The 23,270-nt window shown below is 68.4% G+C and carries 32 protein-coding genes; 12 read left to right on the top strand and 20 right to left on the bottom strand.

Going from position 1 to position 23,270, the window contains the following annotated elements:
• Nucleotides 1-124 precede the first annotated feature (124 nt).
• From P3T37_RS21575 to P3T37_RS21560, 4 genes are all read right to left on the bottom strand, one after another.
• Nucleotides 125-475, bottom strand: coding sequence for a hypothetical protein (locus P3T37_RS21575; RefSeq protein WP_280725388.1), 351 nt, complete (start codon nt 473-475; stop codon nt 125-127).
• A 40-nt stretch (nt 476-515) separates the two neighbouring features.
• Nucleotides 516-1,118: a hypothetical protein gene (locus P3T37_RS21570; RefSeq protein WP_280725387.1), complete on the bottom strand. Its 603-nt coding sequence runs from the start codon at nt 1,116-1,118 to the stop codon at nt 516-518.
• Nucleotides 1,115-1,519 (bottom strand): hypothetical protein, encoded by a 405-nt coding sequence (locus P3T37_RS21565; RefSeq protein WP_280725386.1) that lies wholly within the window; start codon nt 1,517-1,519, stop codon nt 1,115-1,117. Before P3T37_RS21565 ends, P3T37_RS21570 begins: the two co-directional genes overlap by 4 nt.
• A 94-nt stretch (nt 1,520-1,613) precedes the next feature.
• Entirely contained in the window at nt 1,614-1,832 is a 219-nt protein-coding gene (locus P3T37_RS21560) for a hypothetical protein (protein ID WP_280725385.1), read from the bottom strand.
• Between the two features lie 183 nt (nt 1,833-2,015).
• Between P3T37_RS21560 and P3T37_RS21555 the strand changes: the two genes are divergently transcribed.
• The 4 genes from P3T37_RS21555 (at nt 2,016) to P3T37_RS21540 (ending at nt 4,258) form a co-directional block, all read left to right on the top strand.
• On the top strand, nt 2,016-2,411 hold the full coding sequence (locus tag P3T37_RS21555) for a hypothetical protein (RefSeq protein WP_280725384.1): 396 nt from the start codon (nt 2,016-2,018) through the stop codon (nt 2,409-2,411).
• Nucleotides 2,412-2,737: 326 nt separating this feature from the next.
• Entirely contained in the window at nt 2,738-3,550 is an 813-nt protein-coding gene (locus tag P3T37_RS21550; RefSeq protein ID WP_280725383.1) for a hypothetical protein, read from the top strand.
• Between the two features lie 60 nt (nt 3,551-3,610).
• Nucleotides 3,611-3,847: a hypothetical protein gene (locus tag P3T37_RS21545; protein ID WP_280725381.1), complete on the top strand. Its 237-nt coding sequence runs from the start codon at nt 3,611-3,613 to the stop codon at nt 3,845-3,847.
• An 84-nt stretch (nt 3,848-3,931) separates the two neighbouring features.
• Complete coding sequence (locus P3T37_RS21540) at nt 3,932-4,258, top strand: hypothetical protein (protein ID WP_280725380.1); 327 nt, start codon at nt 3,932-3,934, stop codon at nt 4,256-4,258.
• A 341-nt stretch (nt 4,259-4,599) separates the two neighbouring features.
• Here the strand turns inward: P3T37_RS21540 and P3T37_RS21535 are convergent, their stop codons facing one another.
• Nucleotides 4,600-4,980 carry a hypothetical protein gene (locus tag P3T37_RS21535; protein WP_280725379.1) on the bottom strand — a complete coding sequence of 127 codons (381 nt, stop codon included), beginning with the start codon at nt 4,978-4,980 and terminating at the stop codon, nt 4,600-4,602.
• Nucleotides 4,981-5,184: 204 nt separating this feature from the next.
• On the opposite strand from P3T37_RS21535, the gene P3T37_RS21530 reads away from it, so the two are divergent.
• From P3T37_RS21530 to P3T37_RS21515, 4 genes are all read left to right on the top strand, one after another.
• A complete protein-coding gene (locus P3T37_RS21530; RefSeq protein ID WP_280725378.1) occupies nt 5,185-5,976 on the top strand; it encodes a recombinase family protein in 792 nt (263 codons plus the stop codon).
• 132 nt (nt 5,977-6,108) lie between these two features.
• A complete protein-coding gene (locus tag P3T37_RS21525; RefSeq protein WP_280725377.1) occupies nt 6,109-6,774 on the top strand; it encodes a hypothetical protein in 666 nt (221 codons plus the stop codon).
• Nucleotides 6,775-7,197: 423 nt separating this feature from the next.
• Nucleotides 7,198-7,569 carry a hypothetical protein gene (locus P3T37_RS21520; protein WP_280725376.1) on the top strand — a complete coding sequence of 124 codons (372 nt, stop codon included), beginning with the start codon at nt 7,198-7,200 and terminating at the stop codon, nt 7,567-7,569.
• A gap of 144 nt (nt 7,570-7,713) precedes the next feature.
• The gene (locus P3T37_RS21515) at nt 7,714-8,601 is read left to right on the top strand and encodes a hypothetical protein (RefSeq protein WP_280725375.1); all 888 of its coding nucleotides are present in this window, start codon (nt 7,714-7,716) and stop codon (nt 8,599-8,601) included.
• A 109-nt stretch (nt 8,602-8,710) separates the two neighbouring features.
• Here the strand turns inward: P3T37_RS21515 and P3T37_RS21510 are convergent, their stop codons facing one another.
• From P3T37_RS21510 to P3T37_RS21475, 8 genes are all read right to left on the bottom strand, one after another.
• Entirely contained in the window at nt 8,711-9,094 is a 384-nt protein-coding gene (locus tag P3T37_RS21510) for a hypothetical protein (RefSeq protein ID WP_280725374.1), read from the bottom strand.
• Nucleotides 9,091-9,351 (bottom strand): hypothetical protein, encoded by a 261-nt coding sequence (locus P3T37_RS21505; RefSeq protein WP_280725373.1) that lies wholly within the window; start codon nt 9,349-9,351, stop codon nt 9,091-9,093. Before P3T37_RS21505 ends, P3T37_RS21510 begins: the two co-directional genes overlap by 4 nt.
• A complete protein-coding gene (locus P3T37_RS21500; protein WP_280725372.1) occupies nt 9,348-9,992 on the bottom strand; it encodes a hypothetical protein in 645 nt (214 codons plus the stop codon). The genes P3T37_RS21505 and P3T37_RS21500 overlap by 4 nt, the downstream gene beginning before the upstream one ends.
• Before the next feature lie 61 nt (nt 9,993-10,053).
• Entirely contained in the window at nt 10,054-10,953 is a 900-nt protein-coding gene (locus tag P3T37_RS21495) for a hypothetical protein (RefSeq protein ID WP_280725371.1), read from the bottom strand.
• Between the two features lie 152 nt (nt 10,954-11,105).
• Nucleotides 11,106-11,252: a hypothetical protein gene (locus P3T37_RS21490; RefSeq protein WP_280725370.1), complete on the bottom strand. Its 147-nt coding sequence runs from the start codon at nt 11,250-11,252 to the stop codon at nt 11,106-11,108.
• Nucleotides 11,253-11,261: 9 nt separating this feature from the next.
• Entirely contained in the window at nt 11,262-11,657 is a 396-nt protein-coding gene (locus P3T37_RS21485) for a hypothetical protein (RefSeq protein ID WP_280725369.1), read from the bottom strand.
• Entirely contained in the window at nt 11,654-11,836 is a 183-nt protein-coding gene (locus P3T37_RS21480) for a hypothetical protein (RefSeq protein ID WP_280725368.1), read from the bottom strand. The genes P3T37_RS21485 and P3T37_RS21480 overlap by 4 nt, the downstream gene beginning before the upstream one ends.
• A complete protein-coding gene (locus P3T37_RS21475) occupies nt 11,833-12,870 on the bottom strand; it encodes a hypothetical protein (RefSeq protein WP_280725367.1) in 1,038 nt (345 codons plus the stop codon). Before P3T37_RS21475 ends, P3T37_RS21480 begins: the two co-directional genes overlap by 4 nt.
• Before the next feature lie 234 nt (nt 12,871-13,104).
• On the opposite strand from P3T37_RS21475, the gene P3T37_RS21470 reads away from it, so the two are divergent.
• Both P3T37_RS21470 and P3T37_RS21465 read left to right on the top strand, forming a co-directional pair.
• On the top strand, nt 13,105-13,599 hold the full coding sequence (locus P3T37_RS21470; RefSeq protein WP_280725366.1) for a hypothetical protein: 495 nt from the start codon (nt 13,105-13,107) through the stop codon (nt 13,597-13,599).
• The gene (locus P3T37_RS21465; protein ID WP_280725365.1) at nt 13,592-14,974 is read left to right on the top strand and encodes a hypothetical protein; all 1,383 of its coding nucleotides are present in this window, start codon (nt 13,592-13,594) and stop codon (nt 14,972-14,974) included. Before P3T37_RS21470 ends, P3T37_RS21465 begins: the two co-directional genes overlap by 8 nt.
• A gap of 268 nt (nt 14,975-15,242) precedes the next feature.
• Here the strand turns inward: P3T37_RS21465 and P3T37_RS21460 are convergent, their stop codons facing one another.
• The 3 genes from P3T37_RS21460 to P3T37_RS21450 all read right to left on the bottom strand — a co-directional run bounded on the left by P3T37_RS21460 (nt 15,243) and on the right by P3T37_RS21450 (nt 17,793).
• Nucleotides 15,243-16,244, bottom strand: coding sequence for a DUF3710 domain-containing protein (locus tag P3T37_RS21460; RefSeq protein WP_280725364.1), 1,002 nt, complete (start codon nt 16,242-16,244; stop codon nt 15,243-15,245).
• Between the two features lie 769 nt (nt 16,245-17,013).
• Nucleotides 17,014-17,265, bottom strand: coding sequence for a hypothetical protein (locus P3T37_RS21455; protein ID WP_280725363.1), 252 nt, complete (start codon nt 17,263-17,265; stop codon nt 17,014-17,016).
• Between the two features lie 69 nt (nt 17,266-17,334).
• A complete protein-coding gene (locus tag P3T37_RS21450) occupies nt 17,335-17,793 on the bottom strand; it encodes a hypothetical protein (protein WP_348533265.1) in 459 nt (152 codons plus the stop codon).
• A gap of 38 nt (nt 17,794-17,831) precedes the next feature.
• On the opposite strand from P3T37_RS21450, the gene P3T37_RS21445 reads away from it, so the two are divergent.
• Entirely contained in the window at nt 17,832-18,293 is a 462-nt protein-coding gene (locus P3T37_RS21445) for a winged helix-turn-helix domain-containing protein (protein WP_280725362.1), read from the top strand.
• Between the two features lie 797 nt (nt 18,294-19,090).
• Here the strand turns inward: P3T37_RS21445 and P3T37_RS21440 are convergent.
• The 4 genes from P3T37_RS21440 to P3T37_RS21425 all read right to left on the bottom strand — a co-directional run bounded on the left by P3T37_RS21440 (nt 19,091) and on the right by P3T37_RS21425 (nt 21,598).
• Nucleotides 19,091-19,708: a hypothetical protein gene (locus P3T37_RS21440; RefSeq protein ID WP_280725405.1), complete on the bottom strand. Its 618-nt coding sequence runs from the start codon at nt 19,706-19,708 to the stop codon at nt 19,091-19,093.
• A gap of 180 nt (nt 19,709-19,888) precedes the next feature.
• The gene (locus P3T37_RS21435) at nt 19,889-20,308 is read right to left on the bottom strand and encodes a hypothetical protein (protein WP_280725361.1); all 420 of its coding nucleotides are present in this window, start codon (nt 20,306-20,308) and stop codon (nt 19,889-19,891) included.
• A gap of 584 nt (nt 20,309-20,892) precedes the next feature.
• Nucleotides 20,893-21,144 carry a hypothetical protein gene (locus tag P3T37_RS21430; protein WP_280725360.1) on the bottom strand — a complete coding sequence of 84 codons (252 nt, stop codon included), beginning with the start codon at nt 21,142-21,144 and terminating at the stop codon, nt 20,893-20,895.
• A gap of 76 nt (nt 21,145-21,220) precedes the next feature.
• Complete coding sequence (locus P3T37_RS21425) at nt 21,221-21,598, bottom strand: hypothetical protein (protein WP_280725359.1); 378 nt, start codon at nt 21,596-21,598, stop codon at nt 21,221-21,223.
• A 292-nt stretch (nt 21,599-21,890) separates the two neighbouring features.
• Here P3T37_RS21425 and P3T37_RS21420 point away from each other — a divergent pair, with 292 nt between their 5' ends.
• Nucleotides 21,891-22,910 carry a transcriptional regulator gene (locus P3T37_RS21420; protein ID WP_348533264.1) on the top strand — a complete coding sequence of 340 codons (1,020 nt, stop codon included), beginning with the start codon at nt 21,891-21,893 and terminating at the stop codon, nt 22,908-22,910.
• The last annotated feature ends 360 nt before the right edge of the window (nt 22,911-23,270 follow it).

Genomic DNA, 23,270 nt, shown 5'->3' with positions numbered 1-23,270 from the left:
CGCAAGACGCTCGACTGGGATACCCCAGCCGAGCGTCTACGTGATCTACTCACCACCTAGAACCAGTGGTGTTGCGACGACCCCTGGAACCCAAGGACGGTGTGGGCCTTCGGCGTTCACGGGGTCAGTGACCGGCGGTTCCCTTCTGTTCCTCGGTCACCATCACGGGCCGGCCGTCCTTGAATCGGGTGATCTGCACGCAGGTGACGCCGAAGGCGTTCAGCACTTCGAGCGCGGCGCGGGGGTTGTCCGATGACAGCTCGCCGGCGATGCCCTGCGCGGACATGGCGCGCTTGATCAGCCGCGCGGCCGGCCACCACAGGTCGGGGCCGATCCGGGCGTAGTGGACGACGTCGGCGCGCACGTGACCCGGGTCGGTCTCGGCCGCGTCCCGGACAGACGACCAGAGCAGTTCGGCGGTGCCGCCGCCGGCGAGACGTACGGGTGCGCTGCGGCCCGGGTCGTTGGTGGGCATGGGTGTCTCGCTTCGCTGTTGTTGGTCGGCGCTGCGGAGCTCAGCCCACGACCGTCGTTTCCCCGACGTTGCACGCCGGCTGCGGGTACGGCTGCTCGGGCGTCGCCGCGTTGGAGCCGGCGAACGTCGTCATCTCCTGCTGCGTGGTGCCGGCTGGCACGCGGACCGTTTCGACACGGGGCTGAGCACCGAAGCCGCGCCAACCGAAGATGGTCACCCGGTACGTGTGCTCGACTGTGTCATGGTTCGTCACCGACCACCGCATGTTGACACTGATCGAGCCGTTCCCGAAGTCGTGTGACTGGCAGTCGGTCAGGAACGCGTCCCCAGAACCGTTGTACGGCGCTGCGCCGGCGCCGGCCGGCTGCTGGTCGTCGTGCACCGGGCACATCGCGCCCATCACCCCGCACGGCGTCTCGGCCGGGCTCGGCGTACCGCTGATCCCGGTCAGGGCGGCGATCCCGTAGCCGGCCGCCACGCACAGCCCGACGCCCACGGCCACGCCCGCGACCAGCGGGCCGCGCCGCACCCCAGCCCGCGCGGCGCTGGCCGGCGCGTAGGGGGGCGCCGGCGGCACGGCCGGGGGCTGCTGAAGGGCGTTGCCCAGGAAGCCGGCGCGCTCGGCCGGCATGTCGTCGCTCACCGCTGCTGGCCGGTGGTGAGCCATGCGGACAGGGAGAAGTCCCGCACGCGGCGCTTCTCGCGGTGCTGGCTCAACGGGGCCCGGCCGCCGAGCAGCGCGGCGGCGGTCGGGTCGGACGAGTCGAGCAGCACGCCGGGCAAGCAGTACCGGCCCTCGGTGGTCGGCGAAGGTTGCGGGTCGTCGGTGGGGCACATGACGCCCACGACCGTGCCGCCGGCGCTCTCGCTGGTCACGTACACCACCAGGTGGGGCCGCTCGGTGGCTATGGCCCAGTCGTGACGGTTCACGGCGTGGATCAGGCCCGGGTCCATGCCGGGCATGTGGCCCTGTCCGGGCCGGCCGCACGCGTCCGCCTGCGGGTAGGTCTCCCAGGTGGAGACGGTGAGCTGAAGGAGATGCACGGGGACTCTCTCGGGTCGGTGGTCGGCGCTGCGGGGGTTGGTCGGTTGACCGGCCGGGGCCGGCGCCACGGCGCGTGACGGCGACCCGGGCCGGTCACTCGGCCGCCGGCCCGTGGGCCTTGAGCTTGATCAAGCGCAGTCGCAGGGCTTCGGCGGTCAGCCCGGTCATCTCGGATGCGGCTTTGCGGCTGCCGTAGCCGCCGTTCGTGAGCAGGTCGAACAGCGCGTCGTCGTACTCGGCTTGCGCGTCGGTGAGCTTCTTTACGGCCCGCTTCAGGCGCGCGCGGCGGGGGTCATCGGTAGTGGTGGCCATGTCCGCCAGGATGGCAAGAATTCTTGCCACTTTCAAGGCCGAACCCTCTAGACGACTAGCAAGAAACCTTGCTAGTGTTCTCGATGTCGGAAACGACAAAGCCGCAGGTCAGCCGAACTTTCCACGGGACCGCTGACCTGCGGCACTCCAACCCGAACACTCACGAACGAGAAGGAATCGCGAATGTACCGCATCCGCACCCGCCGCCACTACCGCGAGACCGTGCGCAAGGCCCGCAAGGTCGGCCACCTGGTCACCGCCGCGCAGTTCCTCGGCCGTCTCGGCGCCGGCGACCTGGTGAAGTACGCGGCGCAGGTCACGAGGACCGCCGCGAAGCTCGGCACCGTCGCCGCCGCCCACACCTGGACCGTCCAGACCGGCAAGAGCAAGACCACCGGCCGCCGCGTCCGCTTCGCCGTCCGGGCGAAGGCGTACGACCTGCGCTCGGATGCGCTCGGGCTGCTGCGGGCGCTGGTCGCCTACCTGCCCGGTGGCCGCACGAAGACCGACAAGGCCCGCAACGCCGCCGCGTGGCGCGGCTTCCTGTTCGGCCGCACCGTCGCCACGGAGGTTCGCTAGACCATCTCCACTCTGTCCGCAGCCCCCCGCGCGGGGGCTGCGGCCCCCGCTTCGGCGATGTGCCAGGGATGGCGCGCCGGATGCGAGCTGGACGACCAGGACGACCGCCGCGTGTGGCTGCACAGCCACACGTGCCCGCGCTTCAACCGCCGCTCGGCCACCCGGCGGCCCGTGACCGCCCGGAGGGCAGCAGCATGACCGTGATGACCGTCGCCCCCGTCACCATGGCGGGGGCTCCGGCCCCGGTGGTTCACGAGATCACCCGGGTTCCGTCGGCCCGCGCCGTTCAGCAGCAGCGGCCGGCGGGTGGCCTCACACGCATGTCGATGGGCGAGCAGATCGAGTACGCCGAGATGCTGGCGCGCTCCGGTATGGTCCCGAAGCACTTCCGCAACCGGCCGGCTGACGTGTTGTGGGCGATCGGGTATGCGGCGGAACTCGGGCTCGGCCCGGTCGCCGCGATGCAGGGCATCACCGTGATCAACGGGGTTCCGTCGGCGAACGCGCAGCTGATGGGGACGTTGGTCCGCCGTGCTGGTCACAAGCTCCGCGTCCGGGCCACCGGTACCGAAGCCGTCGCCGAGCTGATCCGGGCCGACGACCCGGAGCACGTGTTCCGGGTCTCCTGGACGCTGGACGACGCCGCCCGCGCCGGCCTGTGCCGCCTGGTGGACGGTCAGCCAATCGCCCGCGACGACAAGGGCAGGCAGCTGCCGTGGATGTCCTACCCGCGCGCCATGCTCCGCGCCCGCGCCATCTCGGAGTTGTGCCGCGAAGCCGCGCAGGACGCCTTGTCCGGGTTGATCTACACCCCGGAAGAGCTTGGCGCGGTGTGGGTGGACGAAGAGGGCAACCTGACCAACGCGCCAGCCGCGCCGGCGATCGAGCAGCAGCCGGCCGGGCCGTCCGCGCAGGACGCCGCCGACCGTGCCGCGCGCGCCACCACGGCGGAGGAAGTCAGCCGGCTGTACCGGCTCGCCCACGGGTACGGGCTGCTCGAAGCGCCGGTGACCGCCGGCGGCATCACGGGACAGCTTGGTGACGCGCTGATCGCCCGGGGTCGTGCGCTCCGCGCCGCTGAGCAGCGGCACCAGGACGACAGCGAGTCGTACGCCGATACCGAGTACGACGACCACTGACCAGCCGGCCGGCGCATGGTTCCGCGGAACCATGCGCCGGCTTCCGAAGGGAGAACCATCGTGAGCATCACCAGTCCCGAGATGCCGGCGATCACCCCGGACCCCGACGACGATCCGGTGATCGCGGCCATGTTCGCGGACGCCACCACCCCGGCCGAGCTGGACGACCTGACCAACTTCCTGGTTACGGTCGGGCTGCTCGAACTCTGCCCGAACTGCGGCACCCCGCGCCGCGTCGGCTCGGCGCCGGCCTGCACGTCGGACTGCGCAGAGGACGCCGACGACTACCAGTCCTGACCCACCCGTCCGGCCGTGCTGACGAGCTGTCTACCATCAGGTGTTGGCGCGGCCGGACACCTGCCACCACGAAGGAACGCGCCGATGCGCCGCACCACCCGCCTTGCCGCCGTCACGGCTCTCGCCACCATCAGCGCGTGCAGCAGTGGGACCGCCACCACGCCTGCCCACGACGCGGCTGACACGCAGCGCAGCGCGTATCTCCGGGCGTACCGGGCTACGGTCCTGCTGACCGACGGCGCCACGTACGCGCCGGTAGCCGGGACCGAAGGCGCCGGAGACTACTGCAAGCAGCTCGCGACCGCCGGGGATTACCCGTCGTCGGACATGACCACGGCGGCCGATCAGGGGTGTCTCGATTCCCTTGCGGGCGTGCCGGAGAACCCCACTCGTTTCCCTGATAAGCCGTGAGGAATCCAGGACTGCAACCCTGCTGACCCACGGCCCCCGCCACGCGCGGGGGCCGTGGCGTTTCGCGCCCCGTGGTGACCGAGGCACGCGGGATCATCGGCGTATGCCGAACGTCCGCGTCGCCACGATCTGTTGCCGCTGCCAGCATGCCGGGCGCCACCATCCCGACGGTGGACCGTGTCGCGCCGAGTGGCCGGCCACGGGGGCGTGCGACTGCCCCGGCCTGGTCACCGCGAAGCGACTGGAGATGGCGCGGCGCGGCCTCATGGTCCGGCGAGAGAGCACAGCCTGACCGCCGCCAACAGCACGGCCCCCACAGCCAACCGTGGGGCCGGCGCCGTTCATTCCGCGTCGGTGCCGAACGGCTGGTCGTAGTAGGCGCCCCAACTGTCGAATCCGGCCGGTGGACCGTCCCCGAGCGTTCGACGCGCCGGAGGTAGCTCGCCGGTCTCCCGCCATGCTCGGTAGGCCGTGGTGGGATCGAGTCGGCGCGCGCCCGCTTCGACGTACACCGCATGGTCGGGGTGTTCCGGGTGGGCAGGGTGCTCCGGGTCGCGTGCGCAGCTGACGTACGAGTGTGCGCAGTCGTCGCCGCATCGTTGCCACGCCTGCGGCCGGCTGCCGCACTTGTGGTGTGACATGTCGGTGCGCTCGCCGAAGTAGTTGCCCGACTCCCACTGCACCGAGTAGCCGCAGCCGCAGCTGAGTTCGTTGTCCGCCATGCCGGGCACCGTATCGCCGACGGCCGGGTGATCGCTTACCTGCGTGCGGGCCGATCCAAACTGTTCAACAAACCATGGTTGACGGACAGTTATCTGGAGGGGTGGGCGAAACGGACATGTGGCGCGACGAGTTGTTCAGAAACCCCGTCCGGAAATTATCTGTATCGGTACTCGGGTTGCATGGGATATCTGTACAGTTCTGGTATGCCGTCAACCTTCGCCCTCAATCTGCCCGACGAAGACCTGTTCTCGGAAGATCCGTACGAACCCGACTGCACCCTCACCCTGGCCCGAGTCGGTGTACTCCGGGGGTACGGCCGAGTCAGTACCAAGGATCAAAACCTGGCGCGACAGACGAAAGCTCTGCTGGGGCACGGGTGCATCAAGCCGCTTTACCTGGACAAGGCGAGCGGGAAGAACGCCGAGCGGGAACGGCTGGAAGAGCTGTTCGCCGATCTCCAGCCGGGCGACACGGTGGTGGTTACCAGCCTTGACCGCCTCGGCCGCAACTTGGACGACCTGATCCAGATCGTGAAGCGCATCAAGGCGGCCGGCGCCGCACTTCGCTCGCTGGCAGAGAACATCGACACCGGCACGCCCGTGGGACGCCTGATCTTCCACATCTTCGGCGCCATCGCCCAGTTCGTTCGGGAGATCATCAACGAGACCAGCCGTGAGGGCCTGGAGTTGGCGAAGGCGCGCGGCGTGAAACTCGGCCGGCCGTCCAGCATGACGCCCGAGAAGATCGCTTACGCGCTACATCTACTGGATGACCCCGAGCAGTCGATCAGCAGCATTGCGAAGCTGCTTGGTGTCTCCCGGACGACCCTGTACACGGCACTTCCGCAGCTTCGCGGCTTGCGACCGTCTGGGCGACCGAAGGCGCTGCCCGCAGCTCTGGAAGCCGTGGCCCTGGTCGAAGAAGGCGGTCAGATCGGCATCCCCACGCCGTCCGATCCCGGCCCTCTCCCGGACTGTCCGCAGATCGCCGGCTGAACTCGCGCTCCTGCCGGGCCTATCGGTCGTGGGGAATGCGATGGAGTCCCCGCCGGAGAGCCGTGGAGGTCGAGACATCCCGGCTGACAAGCGCGTTCGTTTGTAGGGGAGTTCAGGCGCAGACTGTCACCCGTGAATGATGCTGTGATCAACGGACTGATCGCCGGCGGCCTCGGGTTGATCGGGGCCCCGCTTGGGGTTGTCGTCGGATGGGTGCTGTCGCGCAGGCAGCAGCGTGCGATGGATGAGCGGGAGGATCGGCGCCGGCTGCGCGAGCAAATGCAGCAGCTCGTTGTTGCGGCCTCTGAGCTGATGGTGGCGCGGAAGACTCATCACGCGAGGTGGCTCAGTCGGGAGTCCCGCGTGCGACTGGTTGGCATGGCCGGCATTGAGTTCTGGTCCGCCTGGCGCTCCGGGGCCGGCAGTCGGGCGGGCGCCGCGCGGGGACTCGGTGCCGTCGCGCGGATGGTGAACGAGTGGGACCGCAGCGGCTTGCAGGGGGCTGCGGCGTTGGCTCCGTATCTGGCCGGGGTGGCGGCTGCTGGTCTGCCGCTGGGCATGTCGGATGACCCGGCGGTTGCTGCCGCAGCTCAGGCAGTCATGAGCGCCGCGCTGGAAGACAAGGGGGAGGCGGCGTTGAACGAGGGAATCGCCGCCCTGCGGGCCGCGCTGTACCCGCCACAGGTGGACCGACGCCGCTGGTACGCAAGGGTGCTCCGGCGGCGGCAGGCAGCCGTGACGCCGGCCCAGAGGGGAGAACTCCCGGCTGGTGGCGGCCGGTCGCCCGGATCGCCGTGATGATGCGGGCCGTGCCGACAGCGAGCCGGGAGGGACTCGCCGGCTGAACGTGATCACCCCGAGGCGATCGAGAATGAGGCTGCGCTGACACCCGCCGATCGGGCGTGGCTCGACGAGGGAATCGCTTGGCTTGAGCTATCCGGCGGGTGGCAGGCTGTCACGGGTGACATACGAGCGCACGACCATAAGTCAGGGTGGCAAGGACTACGTCGTACTGACCAGCTTCACCCGGCCGCCGTTCTCCTGCTGCCTGCACTCGGCCCAGCAGTTGACCGAGGACCAGGCGCTAATGGAGACCGCATTCCACGAAGCCGGTCACGCGGTGGCTGGTTGGGTCGCGGGCATGCCGATGCGCCCGCTTGAGCTCACGCAGTCCGCGTGCGGTACCTGCGGGACGGTCCACTTCGCCGGTCGTAACGCTGGGTGGACCTGTCGTCGGTCCCGGCGGACGACGTCCTGCGGATGCTCGCGGCCGGCAGTCAAGCCGGACTGCTCTGGCTCGCCAAGGAAGGGCTGCTGGACGGCGAGTTTGGGAACGCGCGCGGCTGGGCGAGCGAGATGGGCGGCGCCGATGATCAGACGAGCGCCCGTGAGGTCGTGGACGCGGTCGGGTGGCCTGAGTTCGACTACTTCGAGCCGACCGGACTGCTTGATCCATGGAACTACCGAGGCCAGCAGTACCGGGCCATGGAGCTGTTGGCGGAGCGCTGGGACGCTGTTTCTGCTCTGGCGGTCGATCTCGCTGAGGCCCGAGTGCTGACCGTGGACGTTGTCCAGCGCCTCATATCGAGTTGATCCCCGATGCCCCCGCCGGGCCGCTCGCTCGGCGGGAGCATGCGGCCGGCCGGGTTGGGTGACTAGCCATCACATCACTGGCTGTCAGTGGCCGGTGAGAGCCTTTGGGGTCACCCGTACATCCGGATTCGATGGAGCAGACCGGTGCCACCGATCACGCAGGAACAGGCAATAGAGGACATGTGCGCGGCTGGCTTCGAGCCGATGGAGCCGTATCCGGGCAAAGCGCGAGCGCCGTGGAAGAACAAGTGCCGGGCCGACCACGTCACGTTCCCGAACCGCAACAACGTACAGAACGGCACGAGGTGCCGCGACTGCGCGAAGAACGCCCCTGTCGATCCCGCGAAGGCCGCAGAGTCCATGCTGAAGCGTGGCCTGCGCGTCTTGGTTGATTTCCCCGGTGCGAACGAGGCGTGGTTGTCGGAGTGCGAGGCGGCCGGCCACCTGGTGGCGCCGACGTACACCAACCTGTCCGGTCGGGGGGCGGACGTCGGGTGCCGCTTCTGTAAGCGGTACGGCCCCGGCGACCCCGAAGAAGCCGTGCGCGATATGGAGAAGGCCGGATTCAAGCCGTTGGAGCCGTACGCGAACACCCGGACGGGGTGGAAGTCGCTCTGCTCCCGGTGCCTGAAGGTGTCCAGCCCGAGGCTTAACAACGTCCGTACCCGGGGCGAGTGTTGCCAGCACTGCGCCGGCTATGGTCTCGACCCGGCCGCACCCGCTGTGCTGTACGTCCTGAGGCACGACGATTACGGGGCGACCAAGATCGGCATCACGGGCCAGAACACCCGCGAAGACCGGGTGGCGCGCTTCGAGGGGATGGGATGGGAGCGGGCGCACACATTGCGGTTCGAAACCGGTGAGGCGGCGTACAGGGTCGAGCAGGCCGTCATCAGGGAACTCCGGGAGGAAGAGCCAGACCCGTTCCTGACGGCGACGGAGACACGCGGTGCGGGCGGCTGGACGGAGACGTTCAACGGCTCCCGGGTTCCGGCCGGGCGCCTGTGGGTGATGGTGCAGGCGCTCGTCTAATCGCTGGGCGTTCCATTGCGAGAGCGCGTGGCCGGCCACGGTGGGGGGTATCGTGGCCGGCTTGGTGGCGGCCGGCGGAGTGAGGAGCCGGCCGCGTCCGGTACAACGCTCAGTCGGCGTCGGGGATGCGGTCGCTGCCGCCCGGCTCGGCTTCCGTCGTCACGATCTGGTCGATCGTCAGTGACCACTCGCGCTGCTCGGCCCGGTATGCCTGCCGGTGCTGCCAGTCCGCCAGGAAGCGGCGCAAGCCGCTCTTGTCTCCGGAGGCGGCGTGAAGGTCGGACAGTAGGTCGCACAGCTCCAGCAGGACCCGGCGCGCGTCGCGGTCCACGTCGCCGGCGGTGGGCAGCAGCTCGGCCATGATCGCGGCTACCACGGCGCGGGGTGGGGTGCCGGAGCGTCCGTCGTCGGTGGCGAGATGATCCCCGATGCGGGCGACCAGTTCGGCGCTGAGCCGGAAGCCTCGTACGGCGCCGTCGTCGGCGGGGATCACCGGTCGTTCCGGAGCGAGTTCAGGAAGTCGCCTACGCGGTCCACTGTGGGGCGGAAGCGGCTTGGTTGGATGGCCGGCGCCATCCTGCCACTGATCGGGGCGTAGAGAAGCGCCGACGGGTCCGGGGTGATCGGTGCGGAGAGTCCGGCGTTGAGCGCCTGGTGGAACTCGGCGGCGCGGCCGTCGCCGCGTAGCTGCGACGGGTGGATGTACCCGAGCGCGTTGGTGTGGACGCCGTAGGAGTGTTGGTCGCTCACTGGTCGGCCTCTCCCCGTAGCTGTGGCGGCACGGTGCCGGCGTGGACGCGGCGTTGCATCTCGGCGATCGCTCGGTTCAGGAAGTCGCGCCGTTCGTCGCCGCTCATCCGTGTCAGATCCTCCGGGTTGAACATGGCGCTAGGTGGAACGGATGCGGCCCCGGCCTGCGCGGTCGCCGATACGGCGATCGTCGTGCCGGCGGGGTTGGTGACGGCGGCATGGGCTCGGGTGAAGTCCACGACGGCGCGGGCTTGCTCGCGCCCCGAGAGCATCGCGGGCGGCAGCGCTTGGAGTGCCTTGCCGAAGCGCATCGCGAGCCCGTGATTCAGGTCGGCGAGTTCTTCGCGCTGGCGGTCCTGGCGCAGCTTCACCTCTGTGTCGTGGGTGCGGTCGCGGTGCTGCCACCAGGCGCCGAGTCGATCGGTCCACCGGCCGCGCCGGGCGATTCCGTACAGGGTCGATGCCGGGGTGCCGGTGCGGCGGGAGAACTCGCGCAGGGACAAGCGGCGATCGGTGCCGTTCGCGTCGCGGTAGCGGGTCATCAGCGCGTGGTCGGATGCCGACTCCCACGGCTGACGGGACCACGGGTCGCGGTCCGGGGCGAGCAGTGCCGGCGGGGGTTTCTTGACCGCCTCGCCCATGATCATCTCCTGTTGTGACGGCTGTACGTGCTGAACGTTCGCGACGGGGAGCGAGGGGGGTCTACGCGGCGCAGGTTGCCGTGTCCGGGGACGCCGCACCCGACGCCTTCGGCGCGGGACGCCTGTTTGCGTTCGATCTGCGCAGCTGCTCGGGGCGCGTGGGGGCCGGCGTCCAGCCCGGTGCGCCGGTCATCCGGGCGTTGGTCTCTCGAACAGCGTCGCCGTGGGCGGTCTGGAGTGCTTTGGGGCCGCAGGGAAGGCCGGCGAGTAGGCGTTTGCCGTTGACGGTCCCGGTGCGGACGCGGACCCATGCGGCGGTGGTCGCTCCGGCGCGGAGCCGGCTGACGAGCTCGGCGCGCAGGGCGAGCCAGCGGCGCACGGCGGCGCGGGTGTGGGGCGACAGGTCGAGGGCTTCGAGATCGGTGACGGTCTGCTCGGCGAGCTCGCTGATCCTGAGCCCGGTTTCTCGGACGACGCCAGCGACGGCGGCCGTCCTGATCTTCACCTCTCGCTGGCTGCTGTGTGTGCTCGGCGCGGGTGGGTCGTTGACGGTGCGCCAGAACGCGCGCCACTGGTCGTCGGTCATCGGCTCGACCAGGGCCACGACACCGGGCTCCGGTAGGTCGTGGTCCAGGATGCCGGCGTGTTCGGCGATGGCTCGGGTGATGCTGATCCGTTCGCGTTCGCTGCGTTGGCCGGACGGAGTGCGCAGGGAGCCGCGTTGGCGCAGGGCACCGGTGCGGGCGGCTGTGAGGTAGGCGGCGAAGCTCTCGGCGCTGATGAGTGCGCGCAGGCTGCTACAGGCGCCGGGAGGCAGGTGGGCGCCGCTGACGGCGCGTTCCCACTCGCCGGCGATCCAGAGGATGCAGCGGCGCCGGCTGTCGCTGGTGGCGCGTTCGGCGAGGCTGACGGCGCCCTGGTGGAATGCGGCGATTGCCGGGCAGGGCGTTGGTGCGGTCACGGTTCCTGCCTTTCTCAAAAAACAGACGTGAGGCGCGATTCTTGATCGGGCCCGGGTGTTGCCGGGTGGCCGTGGGTGCGCGGGTGCGGGGCGGTTGCTCGGCTCTGGAGTCGAACCGGGCGGGATGTGTGGGCGGGGCGCGCTGATCTTGGTCAGGGCTTCGACGGGGTGACCGGGGTGCCGGTGGTGCCGGGCGGCCGGCCGTAGGGTCCGGGTGCCGGTTGTGCGGGTTGGGGGCGTTCGCCGTTGGGGCCGGTGTAGGGCTGTCCGTTGCGCGTGATGCGGGGTGCGGTGATCATCGCGGTGTCCTATCCGTAGTAGCCCGGCCGGCTGGTGGCCGGTGCGGGATGCTGCTCGGTGGCGTGGTGGACGGTGTAGGTGAAGCGCCGCGCCGGCGCCGGCGCGGCTGCCGGCTCTGGGTTCCACCACTCGGGGGCGGCGAGCTCGGCGGACGCGGTGAGCGCGCCGGCGATGCGGCCGACCGCGACGGCCGCGCGCTGCCGGCGTTCGGCCGGGGTGGTATTGGCGGTGCGGACGCGAGACATGATCGCCGCCGTCTGCCGGCGGATCTCGTCGCGCCGGTTGGCGTCGCGGAGTCGGGCGACGAAGGCCGTGCCGGCGGCGTGTTCGCGGCCGGCTGCGGCGGTCAGGGCGACGGCGGCGATCTCGGCGGCGCGCTGGTGGGGGTCGGCTCGGTAGGTCATGCCGTGGTCTCCCATGGTTCGAGCGCCTGCCGGAGCTCGGCGCGGTGGTGGTCGGTGAGCGCGCCGGGCTGCTCGGTGAGCGTGCGTACGGCGGTGACGAGGTCGTGAGTGATGCTGGCGCGCAGGGCGCCGGCGAGGATGGAGAGGTTGCGGTCCGAGAGTCGGCGTACGTCGATCACCGGTGGTCCCTGCCGATCTCGAAGGCGCTGGTCACGTCGATGGTGCGCGGTGGTGCGGTCGGCGTGGGGGTGTCCGTTTCGGCGGCGGCGCGGGCGGCGGCTTCGCGCTCTTCTCGGCCGCGTCGTAGTGCTTCCTGTAGGTGGCGGCGGTTGCTGCCGAGGTAGGCCCATGCGCCGCAGAGCCGGCCGGCCGGCTGTGCCTGGCGTTGGGGGTCGGCGGATGCGGGCCACCAGCCGACGGCGGCGGCGAAGCCGGCCGGGGGTTCGCCACTCTGGCCGGCGCAGGTCCACGCGGCCATGTCCCGGCGGGTCTCCTGTTGCAGGGCGATCGGGCCGGTGGGGTTGTCGGCGTTGCGCTTGTCGGTGAGTTCGTCGGCTCGCTGGTCGCGTTCGGCGCAGGGGGCGCACCGTGAGGTGCCGTTGGGGTCGGCGACCCATTCGCGGGGGCGGGCGTGGCTTCGGCCGCAGACCGAGCAGCCGCGTCCGGCGTCGGGGCTCACGGTGGGGGTGCGCAGGTACTCGGCCTGCCGCAGGTCGGTGACCACGGTTGAGCGCAGGGCGCCGGAGTCGATGTGTCCCCATCGGCCGCGCGGGTGCGGTGGGTGGGTGGGCTCGGCAAGCGGCGCGGCGGCGTGGAAGTAGCACACGACCGCGGGGTGGTGGGCGGTCGCGGCGCGGAAGCCGATCAGGTCGGCGCCGGGGCCGGTGGGGTCGCCGGCGAGCCGTTCCAGTAGCGCCCGGAGCTCTTGTGCTTCGTCGCCGCGTAGGACGTTGCTGATCACGTCGGCGAGCGCGTCAAGGTCGGGCAGGCCGGCCTGTTGGAGCGCGGAGCACAGGGGGCAGAGCATCCACGTGACGCTGATGCCGTCGATGCGGGTCGGGAGATCGAACCGCCGGTTGGAGTCCTGCTGGCTCGCGGTCCATTCGGTCGGTCCGCCGCAGGCGCCGCAGGCGACGGTGACGGCCGACTCGGGTGGCTGGTCGATGGGGTCGGCGAGCTCGGCTGTGCCGGCGCGGCGGAACGGAATGGGCATAACGGGCAGTGGATCACCCCGGCGTGCCGGGGTCTACAGAGCAGTGACCGGAATGGCTCAGTAGGCCGATGATCGGCCCATCTCGCCCGGGTTGACCGTCCCTGGATGGGCGCCTGTTCGGCCGTCAGGCGGCGGCGTGGCGCGGTCTTGCGGTGATGCAGGGTCGATCACTCCTGCGGGTGGATCCCGGCGTGCGGGACGGCTTCCCGTGGTCGACGGGGGGTTCCCGGGTGCATGATGGTCGCCGCGCCGCTGAGCTGTGAGCCGGGCGCGTTGGCGCTGCTGGTTGTGGGCCGGGCGTCGAACTTAGTGCTGCTGGTTGTGGGCCGAGCACTGGACGTCGCTGGTTGCGGCGTTGCCGTTCGCCTGTCATACGCCGACCTCGTCGTGGTGCGCGTCGCGCCACGGGTCGCGGCAGCCCCCCTTTCCCGGTGGAGATCACCCGTGTCACGGAAGCCTCGTACAGTTGTCCCGACAGCCCAAGATGGCTGTTCCGAGCGGCTGCTGACTGTTCATGAGGTCGCCGAGCGAATCGGTGTCTCGGTCAAGACCTTGCAGAACGCCGCGTCCACCTGGGAGGTGGACCGCTGGGGGCCTGAGCCTCACCAGATCTATCCCGGCCGTGGTGGCCGGCGGTACGCCGAATCCGAAGTGAATCGGATCGTTGCTGACACGCTGGCTGGCCGGCAGCCGCTTGCCCGAAACCTGAAGGGGAAGCACTGTGCGTGAAGATCCGTATGACCTGTGGCACGTGACGGACGTCGAGAAGTACGCCGCGAAGTTGAAGGCGAAGGGTCGGCTGTTGCCGGAGCCGTGCGGCTGCAAGCCGGCCGGGCAGATCCCGACCGCCGACCACGGGAAGGCGAAGCGGTGGCGCGCCGAGTGGCGTGACGCGAACGGCAAGCAGCGATACCGGACGTTCGCGCCGAACCGGAAGACGGCGGCGCGGAACTTCCAACGCAGCCAGCGGGCGGCCGTGTCCGAGGGACGTGACCCGGTACCGGCGCAGGGTAGTGCCCGATCGGGGGTGCCGACGGTCGCGGAGTGCGTGGCTCAGTACCTGTCCGAGCACGAGAGGCGAGAGGGAACGGTCGAGGCGTACGAGTCCCGGTTGCGGGTGCACGTCGTGCCGGCCTTCGGTGGGCGGCCGGTCAATTCGGTGACGCGGGCCGAGTACAAGACGTGGTTCTCCGAGTTGAAGAAGTCGGGGATGCCAGACACCACGCGGTCGGGTGTCCGTAAGGCGCTGTCGGCGATGCTGTCGTGGGCGGTGGAGAATGACGGGTGCCGAATGAGCGGCCACCCAGTGAAGGGGATTCGCCTGTCGCAGGAGACGCGGGCGCGGGAGACGGCCCGGCTGACGTGGGCGCATGTGGTGGTGCTCGCTGAGGAGATCGACGGCCGGTACGAATTCATGTTCTGGCAGGGTGCCCTTCAGGCGCTGCGGTCGATGGAAGCGGCCGGCGTCCGCGACCAGGACATGACATGTGACGCGGACGGTGGTCTTCAAGCCGTGGAAAAGCAGCAGCGGCGCCGCAAGGACGCGCCATTGAAGACGCGCAGCTCGCGGACCGTGCTGGACGTGGGGTCGTTCCTCGCGCGGAAGTACCTGACGCACTGCGCGCGCTACCGCCGGCCGCTGTCGGACGTCGAGGTCCGCAGGCGGGAGCGGCGCGGGCTCGCGCCCATTCGGCCGGAGTACGCCGAGTTGGTGACCCTGACGCGGTACTGGACTCCGGTGCAGGAGAACTCGTTGTGCCGGGCATTCGACAAGGCGAAGGAGCGGGCGCGGGCTCGGGGCGTGGACGTGCCGGAGCAGGCGACGTTCCGGGACCTTCGGCACTTCGTGGACGCCGTGTTGATGGCGTCGGGCCTTGAGCCGCGCAAGGTTCAGGCGGCGGATGCGGCACGCGCGGATGGCCGAGACTGCCAACACATACGGTGGCACGTGGACTGGGAGAACGCTCCGGCGTCGTTCACCGAGCTGTACGGGATCGAGGCGCCGGCCGGCCTGCCGGAGGCGGCGTTGTGGCCGGCGGCTGAGCGGGAGCGCCGACGCTCCGAAGCAGCCTCTCTGCTGGAGTCCAGCAGGCGGAGCCGATAGCGCCCGAAGCCTCACGGGAAGTAAGGTTCGTGGCTATGACCATGACGATCCCCGCGTGCCCCGGTGGCACCGGTACCGCGACCGGGGGCGCTTCGCGTCCCGGTGTGTACGCGGTGTGTACCGCGCGGGGTCGCGCTCGGCGTTCGCCCTGGTCAGACCCCGTTTTGCGGGGGGATGGCATTGTCCCCGGCGTACAGGCCGACTCGTCCGCCGCCCTCTCAACCTTCTGGTGGAGAGGGCAGCTCCGCTCCTGTGACCTCTGGGTACCTTATGCGGACGGCATCCGCAGCGGGATGAGCTTTCGGGCCTCCATGGCCTCATCACCACGGACCACGACCGTGCGTTCATAGAGCTCCTCCAAGAGCGCCGCAGACCGTGGTTCGAAGGCATCGGGACCTGTGAAGGTGCACTTCAGCATCCAGCCTTGGCCGTCGCAGGCGAGCACCCGGGCACAGGCGACCTGCGGCCCGCCCGCTGCCTCGCTCACGACCTGCTGAACCCAGAGTTCGGTGCCGAAGCGCGAGAGGATCTCCTCCGCAATGGCACCTTCTGACATGCCCGCGGCGGCACTGATCTCTGCCCGGACGCTGTCCCAGTCGCCGTCCGGACCGGATGCAGCGAACAGCTGCATCCGCAGCTCCATATCACTCTGCCACGCCTGGAGCTCCCCGAACTCGCCCGACGGAACGCGGCTGATGCCCATCTTCAGATCGTTGAGTACCGGAACGCGCAGCGCCCCGTAGTCCAGCCATTCGCCGGTTTCGTCCAACGAGTCACGAGAGTCTCGTGGACCGATGGGCGCTGGGCCATTCTGCTCCGCAGAGCGGCCCAGCAGCGCGGGATAGGTATCGCCACTGCGGTGGGCCGCTTTCCGCTCGGCCGATATCAAGATCCCATTCAGCGCGTCGGTCGACAGTGCGAGATCGTCCCCGAGGTCCGCGACGAGCTGAAGCCGGTGCCAACCTACTCGAGTCGAGATGTGATCTTGGAGCATGGTGCGGGCGGGCGGCCCACCCAGGGCTTCATGAAGCAGGATCTCGGTGGCGCCGGCGTCATAGGGCATGCCGTCCGAGATCAACTGCCGCTTACGGCTGGAGAAATCCGCCACGGATTGACGGTCATAGCCACGGGGAAACCGTAGCTCGGCAAGGGCCTTTACCAAGTCGTCCAAGAAGGCTGGAACCGCCAGCCGCCGCGCTTCCTCACGATCGTTCTCCAAACGCCACTGTTGAAAGCTCGGGAAGTCCCGGCGGGCGAGCGCGAACATCATCTTTCCAGTCGGGGTCAGCGGTGCCGGACCGTTCGATGCGCTTGGAGACTCTCCAGGCGCGCTATCCGTCCCACGATCCCGTCTCGTCCGAAACAGTTTCACGATCGTTCAACTCTCTGTGAAGGGGCGGACCGCGCGGGTGCGGTCCGCCCCGTTTCCTTTTAGGCGCTTGTCCGAAGGGCGGACGATGGCAGCGCTGCTATCTGCGGATTCTGCCGGTTATCCATTTCCCTGCCCGGCTCACGATGATGCCTGCTACAAGCGCACCAGCACCAACGCTTCCAGCGGGGTCCGCTGCTCCTGCCCCGCCTATGTCAGGTACCGCCTGGTGGGTGATATTCCCGACGATCTGCGCCGCGTTGGTAATTGCATCAGCAGCGTCCGACTGTTCGTCTGACTTGCCGCCCTGCTCTGCAGCGGCGTCATGCTGTTCCCCGAGTCGGTCCCCAGCAGCACCCCTACCGGTTCCTCTCGGATCAACGCGAGGCAGTGATCCCGCATCGATTGAGGCTGCACCGTCACCAATCGTGACTCTGCCGTCGTACCCACCAACCCCAGTAGGGCAGTTGTGCACGAGGACGGGTGCTGTCCCCGCCAGCACATAGTACGTGTGCTACGCGACCCCTCTCTACCTGCCTTTTCGCAGGCCAACGGTGATTTGACGGTCCGTCGGTGTCCGTGGATGTGCGCTGAAGTCCGACGTTGTTGCCGTCGCTACTGCCGTCAGAGGTGTAGACCACTCGTCCTACCGCTGGCAGCGCGCGTGATCCTACTGCCAAGCTCCGGGCTCGGCGCGGACGATGGTGCGGGTGGTCTGCTCGTACGACTGGTGGCCGGTCTGCGCGCAGTGCCCGGCGATCCAGCGCGTCAGTTCCTTCGGGGTGTGCATCTCGCCTGACGCGGCGCTGCAGTCCTGCTCTTCCCCGGTGACGCAGACGGCCTCGAAGGTCGGCACGGCCAAGGGGTCGATGACGGCGGTCAGGTGGTACTCGCGGAATCGGTAGCGGGTGGTCGTGCCCATCAGCGTTCCCCTCGCCCTCGTCGTGTCGGCAGGTCCCAGAGGTCCGCCGCTGTGTCAGCGTGGCGGAACTCAGTGCTCGTCAGCTCTGGCATCCTCGTCCTCCTCCTGCGGAGCCGGAATGCGCTGCCCGCGTGAGTCCGCGACCCTGAGCGCGTCCGACAGGGCCTCGGCCAGCCGGCAGGCCAGCCACCGGTACTCGACGCTCGAAGGCACCCGCTCTCCCGGATCCAGGACGCCCCTGGCGTATTCCAACAGTTCCTCGCCCATGCTGAGCTGCATCGTTTCGAGGTCATCGGCGAGCGTCAAGAGGTAGCCCCGGCCGTCGGTGCTCAGGGAGCAGAGGCGACCGTCCGAGGCGGTCCACGGGAGCAACCGTAGGCCGCCCACCGCCGACTCCACGTTCCCGTGAGGCAGGCGTTCCGCATGACTGCCGTTCTGGTTCATCGGCTCCTGCCCGTGGTCGGCCTTGCGGTGGCTGTCCTGCATCACCCGCACGTCGGTCAGTCTGGACCGGTCGCCGCTGCGCACGGCTGCAGCCCGAGGAGACGCACCCCCTGTACCAGCAGGTGGTCGAGGCCATCGAGGAGCAGATCGCCAGCGGCAAGCTCGGCCCCGACGACAAGGTCCCCTCCGCCAAGGCCATCTCCGACACCTTCGGCATCGCCAACATGACCGCGCAACGTGCCCTGCGCGAACTGCAGAACCGCAACATCACCTACGGCGTCGCGGGACGCGGCAGCTTCGTCCGTCCGGAGGCGGTCACCCGCCTCGCCGGCACCGCACGGGTCATCACCAACGACGCCGAGTACCAAGCGCTCATGGGCGAGTTCAAGAAGGGCGCCGACCGCATCCAGGCCACCCTGCAAGACGCCCTCGCAAGCGACGACATCTCCCGCATCGTCGAGGCCAAAGCAGTCGTCGAGCACTACTGGAACGTGCACGCCAACCAGCTGCGCGAACTCCTCCACTACGCACGCCGCGTCGAGCAAGCCGGCCGCAAGATCGAAGACGTCATCAGCGACAGCTGACGGACCACCAGGCACAGAAGCGGCATCAGCCCACCACTCCCAGAGACGACGATCCAGGGCTGTGGTGGGCTGAAACTTTCTCTACAAAGATCAAGGCGCCGCCCTGCGGGCGACGCAACCCGCCCGCCGGATCCGGCACCGCCCTCCTGCCTCCGGCCCGTACGGCCCCGGCCCGACAGGCGGGCGAGACAACGCGGACAGAGCCCCGGACCCATCGATCAAGACCAAGGAAACCTGCTCCGCTGCCCATTGCCCCCGTCGAGACCAGCCATGCAAAGCTGCCAGCCCAGGCCACATGCGCGGTCCTCATCGCCGTTCTGCAACAGAACGTCGAGGCCGACTGCGCGCGCCGCGAACGGCCGATACTCCGCACTATGGAGACCCTACAAATGCTCGCCCCGGGTGACGGCAACGCATATGCACGGGAGCGCATGCCACTGCCGTCGCACAGCGTAGGGGCCCCGCCGGGCAAAACGCCGGCGGGGCCCCTACGACTCAGAGGGAGCCCATCAATCGGGGCAGTCAGCCGTACTTTGGCTCAGTCCTCGCAATGTCGATGTCTGACTCGCGAGAGCTCAGCCGAAGTTGTCCACCACTGGTATATCCACCGCACACCGCCAGAATCTCAACTCCTACGCCGGGCCACTCGGCAGCCTTCAGTGGAAGGTCATGGATCAACACTCGATCCACAACGCCGATCTCTCCTGATGGAACCCTTACCCTGAGCCCGTATGGCATCTTAGCCACTACAGTGGCGCGAACAAGCTGCCACTTCTCTAGTCGATCAGAAGGGTCAATCACCGGCCACTCCAAGGGAATCGGGGGAAGGAGTTGAACTCGTCGAACAGCTCCCTAGGAATCACATACTCCATGTGCTCCTCAGTCATACCCTCCCACTCCTCAATTCTTCCAGCATCAATATGCCCTCGAAGCCACTCATTCGGAACCTCAACCCTAAAGCCAGTTCCGTGAGTATCAACCGACCCCTTAGCCCATTCAGATGCGGTTTTCTCATTGCCGAAATGAGCAGCTCCATCATAAGAACCATCGTCAGTTCGAGGAAAGTTCTCATGATTCAGGCCGCTATTTAGCTCCGAGTCACCGTGCTCGATCGGAGAAGTTCGATAAAGCGGCGTCGTGCCGCCACAACTGTTGTGGACGAGGACTGGCGTAGCACCAGCCAGCACATAGTACGTGTGGAGGTCTGCGACGGTGAGGTTGTAGCGGTCTGCTTCGCCGGGGGTGACTGTGACGGTGAGGACGTCGGCGGCGTGCCGTCGGGGGTGAAGCTGCTGGCAGAGACCCGCTAATGCGTGCAGAACCCGGCCACTGATGTTGCTGCCAACTACTGCTGTACAAACTCCAGAAGCCCCACAGAAGTTTACTCCCTTCGAGGCTTCTGCACTAGGCCACATAGTCACTCGCCGACACGTTCGGCGAGACCCTTCAGTTAGTCCCTCCGCTACGCGCGGCAATGTACGAGAGGCCTCGCCGGAATTAAATCCAGTGAGACCTCTCGCCACGTCCAGCTGCACTCCTGGGATCTGCCATGACACCTCGGCGAGACCCAGGAACCAGAAATCACAGCTCTCTGGTTATGTAACTTGATCGCTCCGCGAACGCACCAGGGTTTCTGTAGCCTGAGATAGGGCTTCGATCAGCATCGCTTTCTCATTCTCAACCATTGCCACTTTCCCTCTCGCCGACTGATGCGCCGTGGCGTATACAACCCACGCCTCGTAGACGATCCGCACGGCATCAGCGCTACCGCGGCCCAGTGCAAACTGCTGCTTCAGGGCAAGCGGCGGCTCATGCTGAGCCATCCATAGTTCAAGCCGTGACTTTGCGGCGATGAACTCTGCGACGAGTTCGATGAGATGATTACCGATGATGTTGCTGCCGAGCATTTGTACAGCAAGATTGACGGCCCAAGAGCTGGTAGGGCCCCGCAGATTCTCGGGAGCCTCCCAGTTCGGCGGTTGCCCCTTGAGCCAGTTCCAGCCTGCCGATTCCATGACTAGAGCCTCCTTTGCGGATATGAAGAGTTGAGCAGCCAGCCCGCTATGTTCTGCGAGTCAGTGGCTGGAACGTCCACCCCGCCAATCCTGAGGATTCTCGCGCAGTACGTCACGCAGTTGTTCGTGTTGTCGTCGTGTGGGCCAAGATTAAAGTCCTCCATGGCGATTTGAGCATTTTGGGCGTTCTTGGCGTCACCGAGCGGAATCCTGACGACAGTAGTTCCAGGAGAATGCGGAGTTATTCGAACACTGGGGATGGAGTCGTCTCCAGTCCTCGACCCTGCCTGAGTGTGAATCGTCATGTCTCCATGCGTTACAGAAATGGAGGCATGCCCCTCGGCGTCATCAAAATAGACGTCGGCGTACCCTCCATTGCAATTGTGCACAAGTACCGGCGTGGCTCCTGCCAGCACATAGTACGTGTGCTACGCGACCCCTCTCCACCTGCTTTTTCGCAGTTCAACGGTGGTTTGACGGTCCGTCGGTGTCCGTGGATGTGCGCTGAAGTCCGTGGTTGTTGCCGTCGCTACTGCCGTCAGAGGTATAGACCAGTTGTGCTGTCATCGGCTGCGCGCGTGATCCTACTGCCACGCTCCGGGCTCGGCACGGACGATGGTGTGGGTGGTCTGCCGATAGGACTGGTGGCCGGTCTGCGCGCAGTGTCCGGCGATCCAGCGCGTCAGCTCATCGGGGGTGTGCAGCTCGCCGGACGCGGCAGCGCAGTCCTGTTCTTCGCCGGTGACGCAGAGCGCCTCGAAGGTCGGCAACGCCAAGGGGTCAGGGTCGGTGGTCACGTTGTACTCGCGGAACCGGTAGCGGGTGGTCGTCCCCATCAGTGTGGTCCTTTGCCTCTGTCGCGTCATCGGGTCTCGAAGGTCTACCGCCGAGGTGGCGTCACGGACTTGGCCGTCAGCTGTGCTCGTCAGGTCGGGTATCTTCGGTCGCCTCCCGTGGGGCGGGGATGCGCTGCCCGCGTGAGTCCGCGATTCTGAGCACGTCCGACAGGGCCTCGGTCAGGCGGCAGGCCAGCCAGCGGTATTCGACGGCCGGCCGTACGGGCGCACCAGGTGCCAGGATGCCTCGGGCGTACTCCAACAGTTCCTCACCCATGCCGATCTGCACCGTTTCGATTTCGTCGGCGAGGGTCGAGAGGTAGCCCTTGCCGTCGGTGCTCAGGTAGCAGGGGTTCCCGTCCGGGGAGGTCCACGGGAGCAACCGAGGCCCCTCCCCTGCGGACTCCGCACTCCCGCGAGACAGGCGTTCCGCTTGGCTATTGTTCTGGTTCATCGTGCCCGCCCGTGGTCGGCTTCGCTGTGGCTGTTGATCAGGGTCCCCTTTGGCGCGAACCTTGCGGAGTAGCCAGCGTGTCTGCCTTGCTGTCTGCCAAGCTGGCCAGGTGAGGGAGACGGTCGGGGAACTGGTCAGGCGGATGCGTTTGGCGCGCGGTTGGAGTCAGCGGCGGCTGGCCGAGGCGCTGGCCGATGCTGCTCCCAGGCGGGTCCCTCCGACGCGAAACGACGTGTCGCGATGGGAGATCGGCACTCGGTCCCCCCGGGAGTGGCTGCCCTTCCTCGCGCGAGTGTTGGAGGTTCCCCGCGAACTGCTGGAGGCTGCGAAGGCTGTCCAGTTCCCGGAGTCCGTGCCGCGTGCGCTGACCGTCGCCGACTTCCTGCCCGAGAGCGACCCGCTGTCCGCGCTGACGGCGCGAACGGGTCGCCGGATCGGTGCCGGGCAGGTTACCGACCTGGTCCACCGGGTGCACGGCCTGCGGCTGGCCGACGATGTGGTGTATGGCAAGGACCTGATCGGCCCTGCCCTGCGGGAACTGCGGGCGGCGGTCACGCTCTACCGCGAGGGCACCCACACCGAGCAGGTGGGCCGTGAACTGCTACGGGCGATCGGCGAGTTGGCGCAGATCGCCGGTTGGGTCGCATCCGACGCGGGCGAGCACGCCGAGGCGGAGCGGATCTACCGGCTCGGGATCAGTGCCGCCCGTGCCGCCGGGGACGGCGTGCTGTCGGGGAACGTGGCGGGCTCGCTGGCCTACCAATGGAGCAACACCGGACGCCCCCGCGACGCGGTGGACCTGGCTAGCGCCGCAGTGGAGGAGGCTGGTCCCGATGCTCCGGCGAAGGCCCGCGCGCTGTACCTGGACCGGGTGGCCTGGGCGCACACCCGCGCCGGCCAGGACCGCCCTGCGATGAATGCCCTCGGGGAAGCCAGCGAGGCCCTGGCCAAGGACTCCGCCGGCACCGAGTCACCGTCGTACCTGTACTGGATGGACGCAGGGGAACTCCAGGTCATGGAGGCCCGCGTCTACACCGAGCTGCACCGGCCCCTGCGTGCCGTACCGCTGCTGACGGACGTCCTGGGTCGTTACGACGCCAGTCACGCGAGGGAGTTGGCGCTGTACCTGTCCTGGCTGGCCGTGGCCTACGCCGACGCGAACGAGCCCGAGGCTGCAGCCGGGACTGCTGGCCGGATGCTCTCCCTGGGGCAGAGCGGCAGCGAACGCACCACCGAGCGCGCACGGATCGTGCTGGACCGGCTGCGAGCGTTCCGCGACGTTCCCGAGGTCGCCGAGCTGCTGGCGTCCTGATCGTCCCGATCGTGCGGGGGGCGAGTTCGGACTGCTGCTTGAGGGCGTCTCGGCACTGGGCTGGCTTGCGCTCGGCCTGGTCCCTCGGCACGGGAGCGGTCGGCGGGTCGGCGGGGAGCCTGCGCTGCGGAGCCGGGGCGGCGTCGGACACCGCCCTCGGCGGGCCCGGCGGTGGAAACGGAGGGTCGGACCCCTGGCCGACCCTGTGCCCGCGATCCGACCGTAGGACGGTCGCAGGCGACAACTTGCTCCGCAAGGCGCAAGGAGTCCTTACCCCACAACTTGCTCCGACCCTGGGCGGTGCTGGGGTAAGCAGTGCTTACCCCACAACTTGCTCCCATCGGGTACCGGTCGAACCCG

It is taken from the genome of Kitasatospora sp. MAA4 (assembly GCF_029893355.1).
In the GTDB taxonomy this organism is placed as follows: domain Bacteria; phylum Actinomycetota; class Actinomycetes; order Streptomycetales; family Streptomycetaceae; genus Kitasatospora.
The sequence above is the reverse complement of the archived record's forward strand: the minus strand, read 5'-3'. Positions and strand labels throughout refer to the sequence as shown.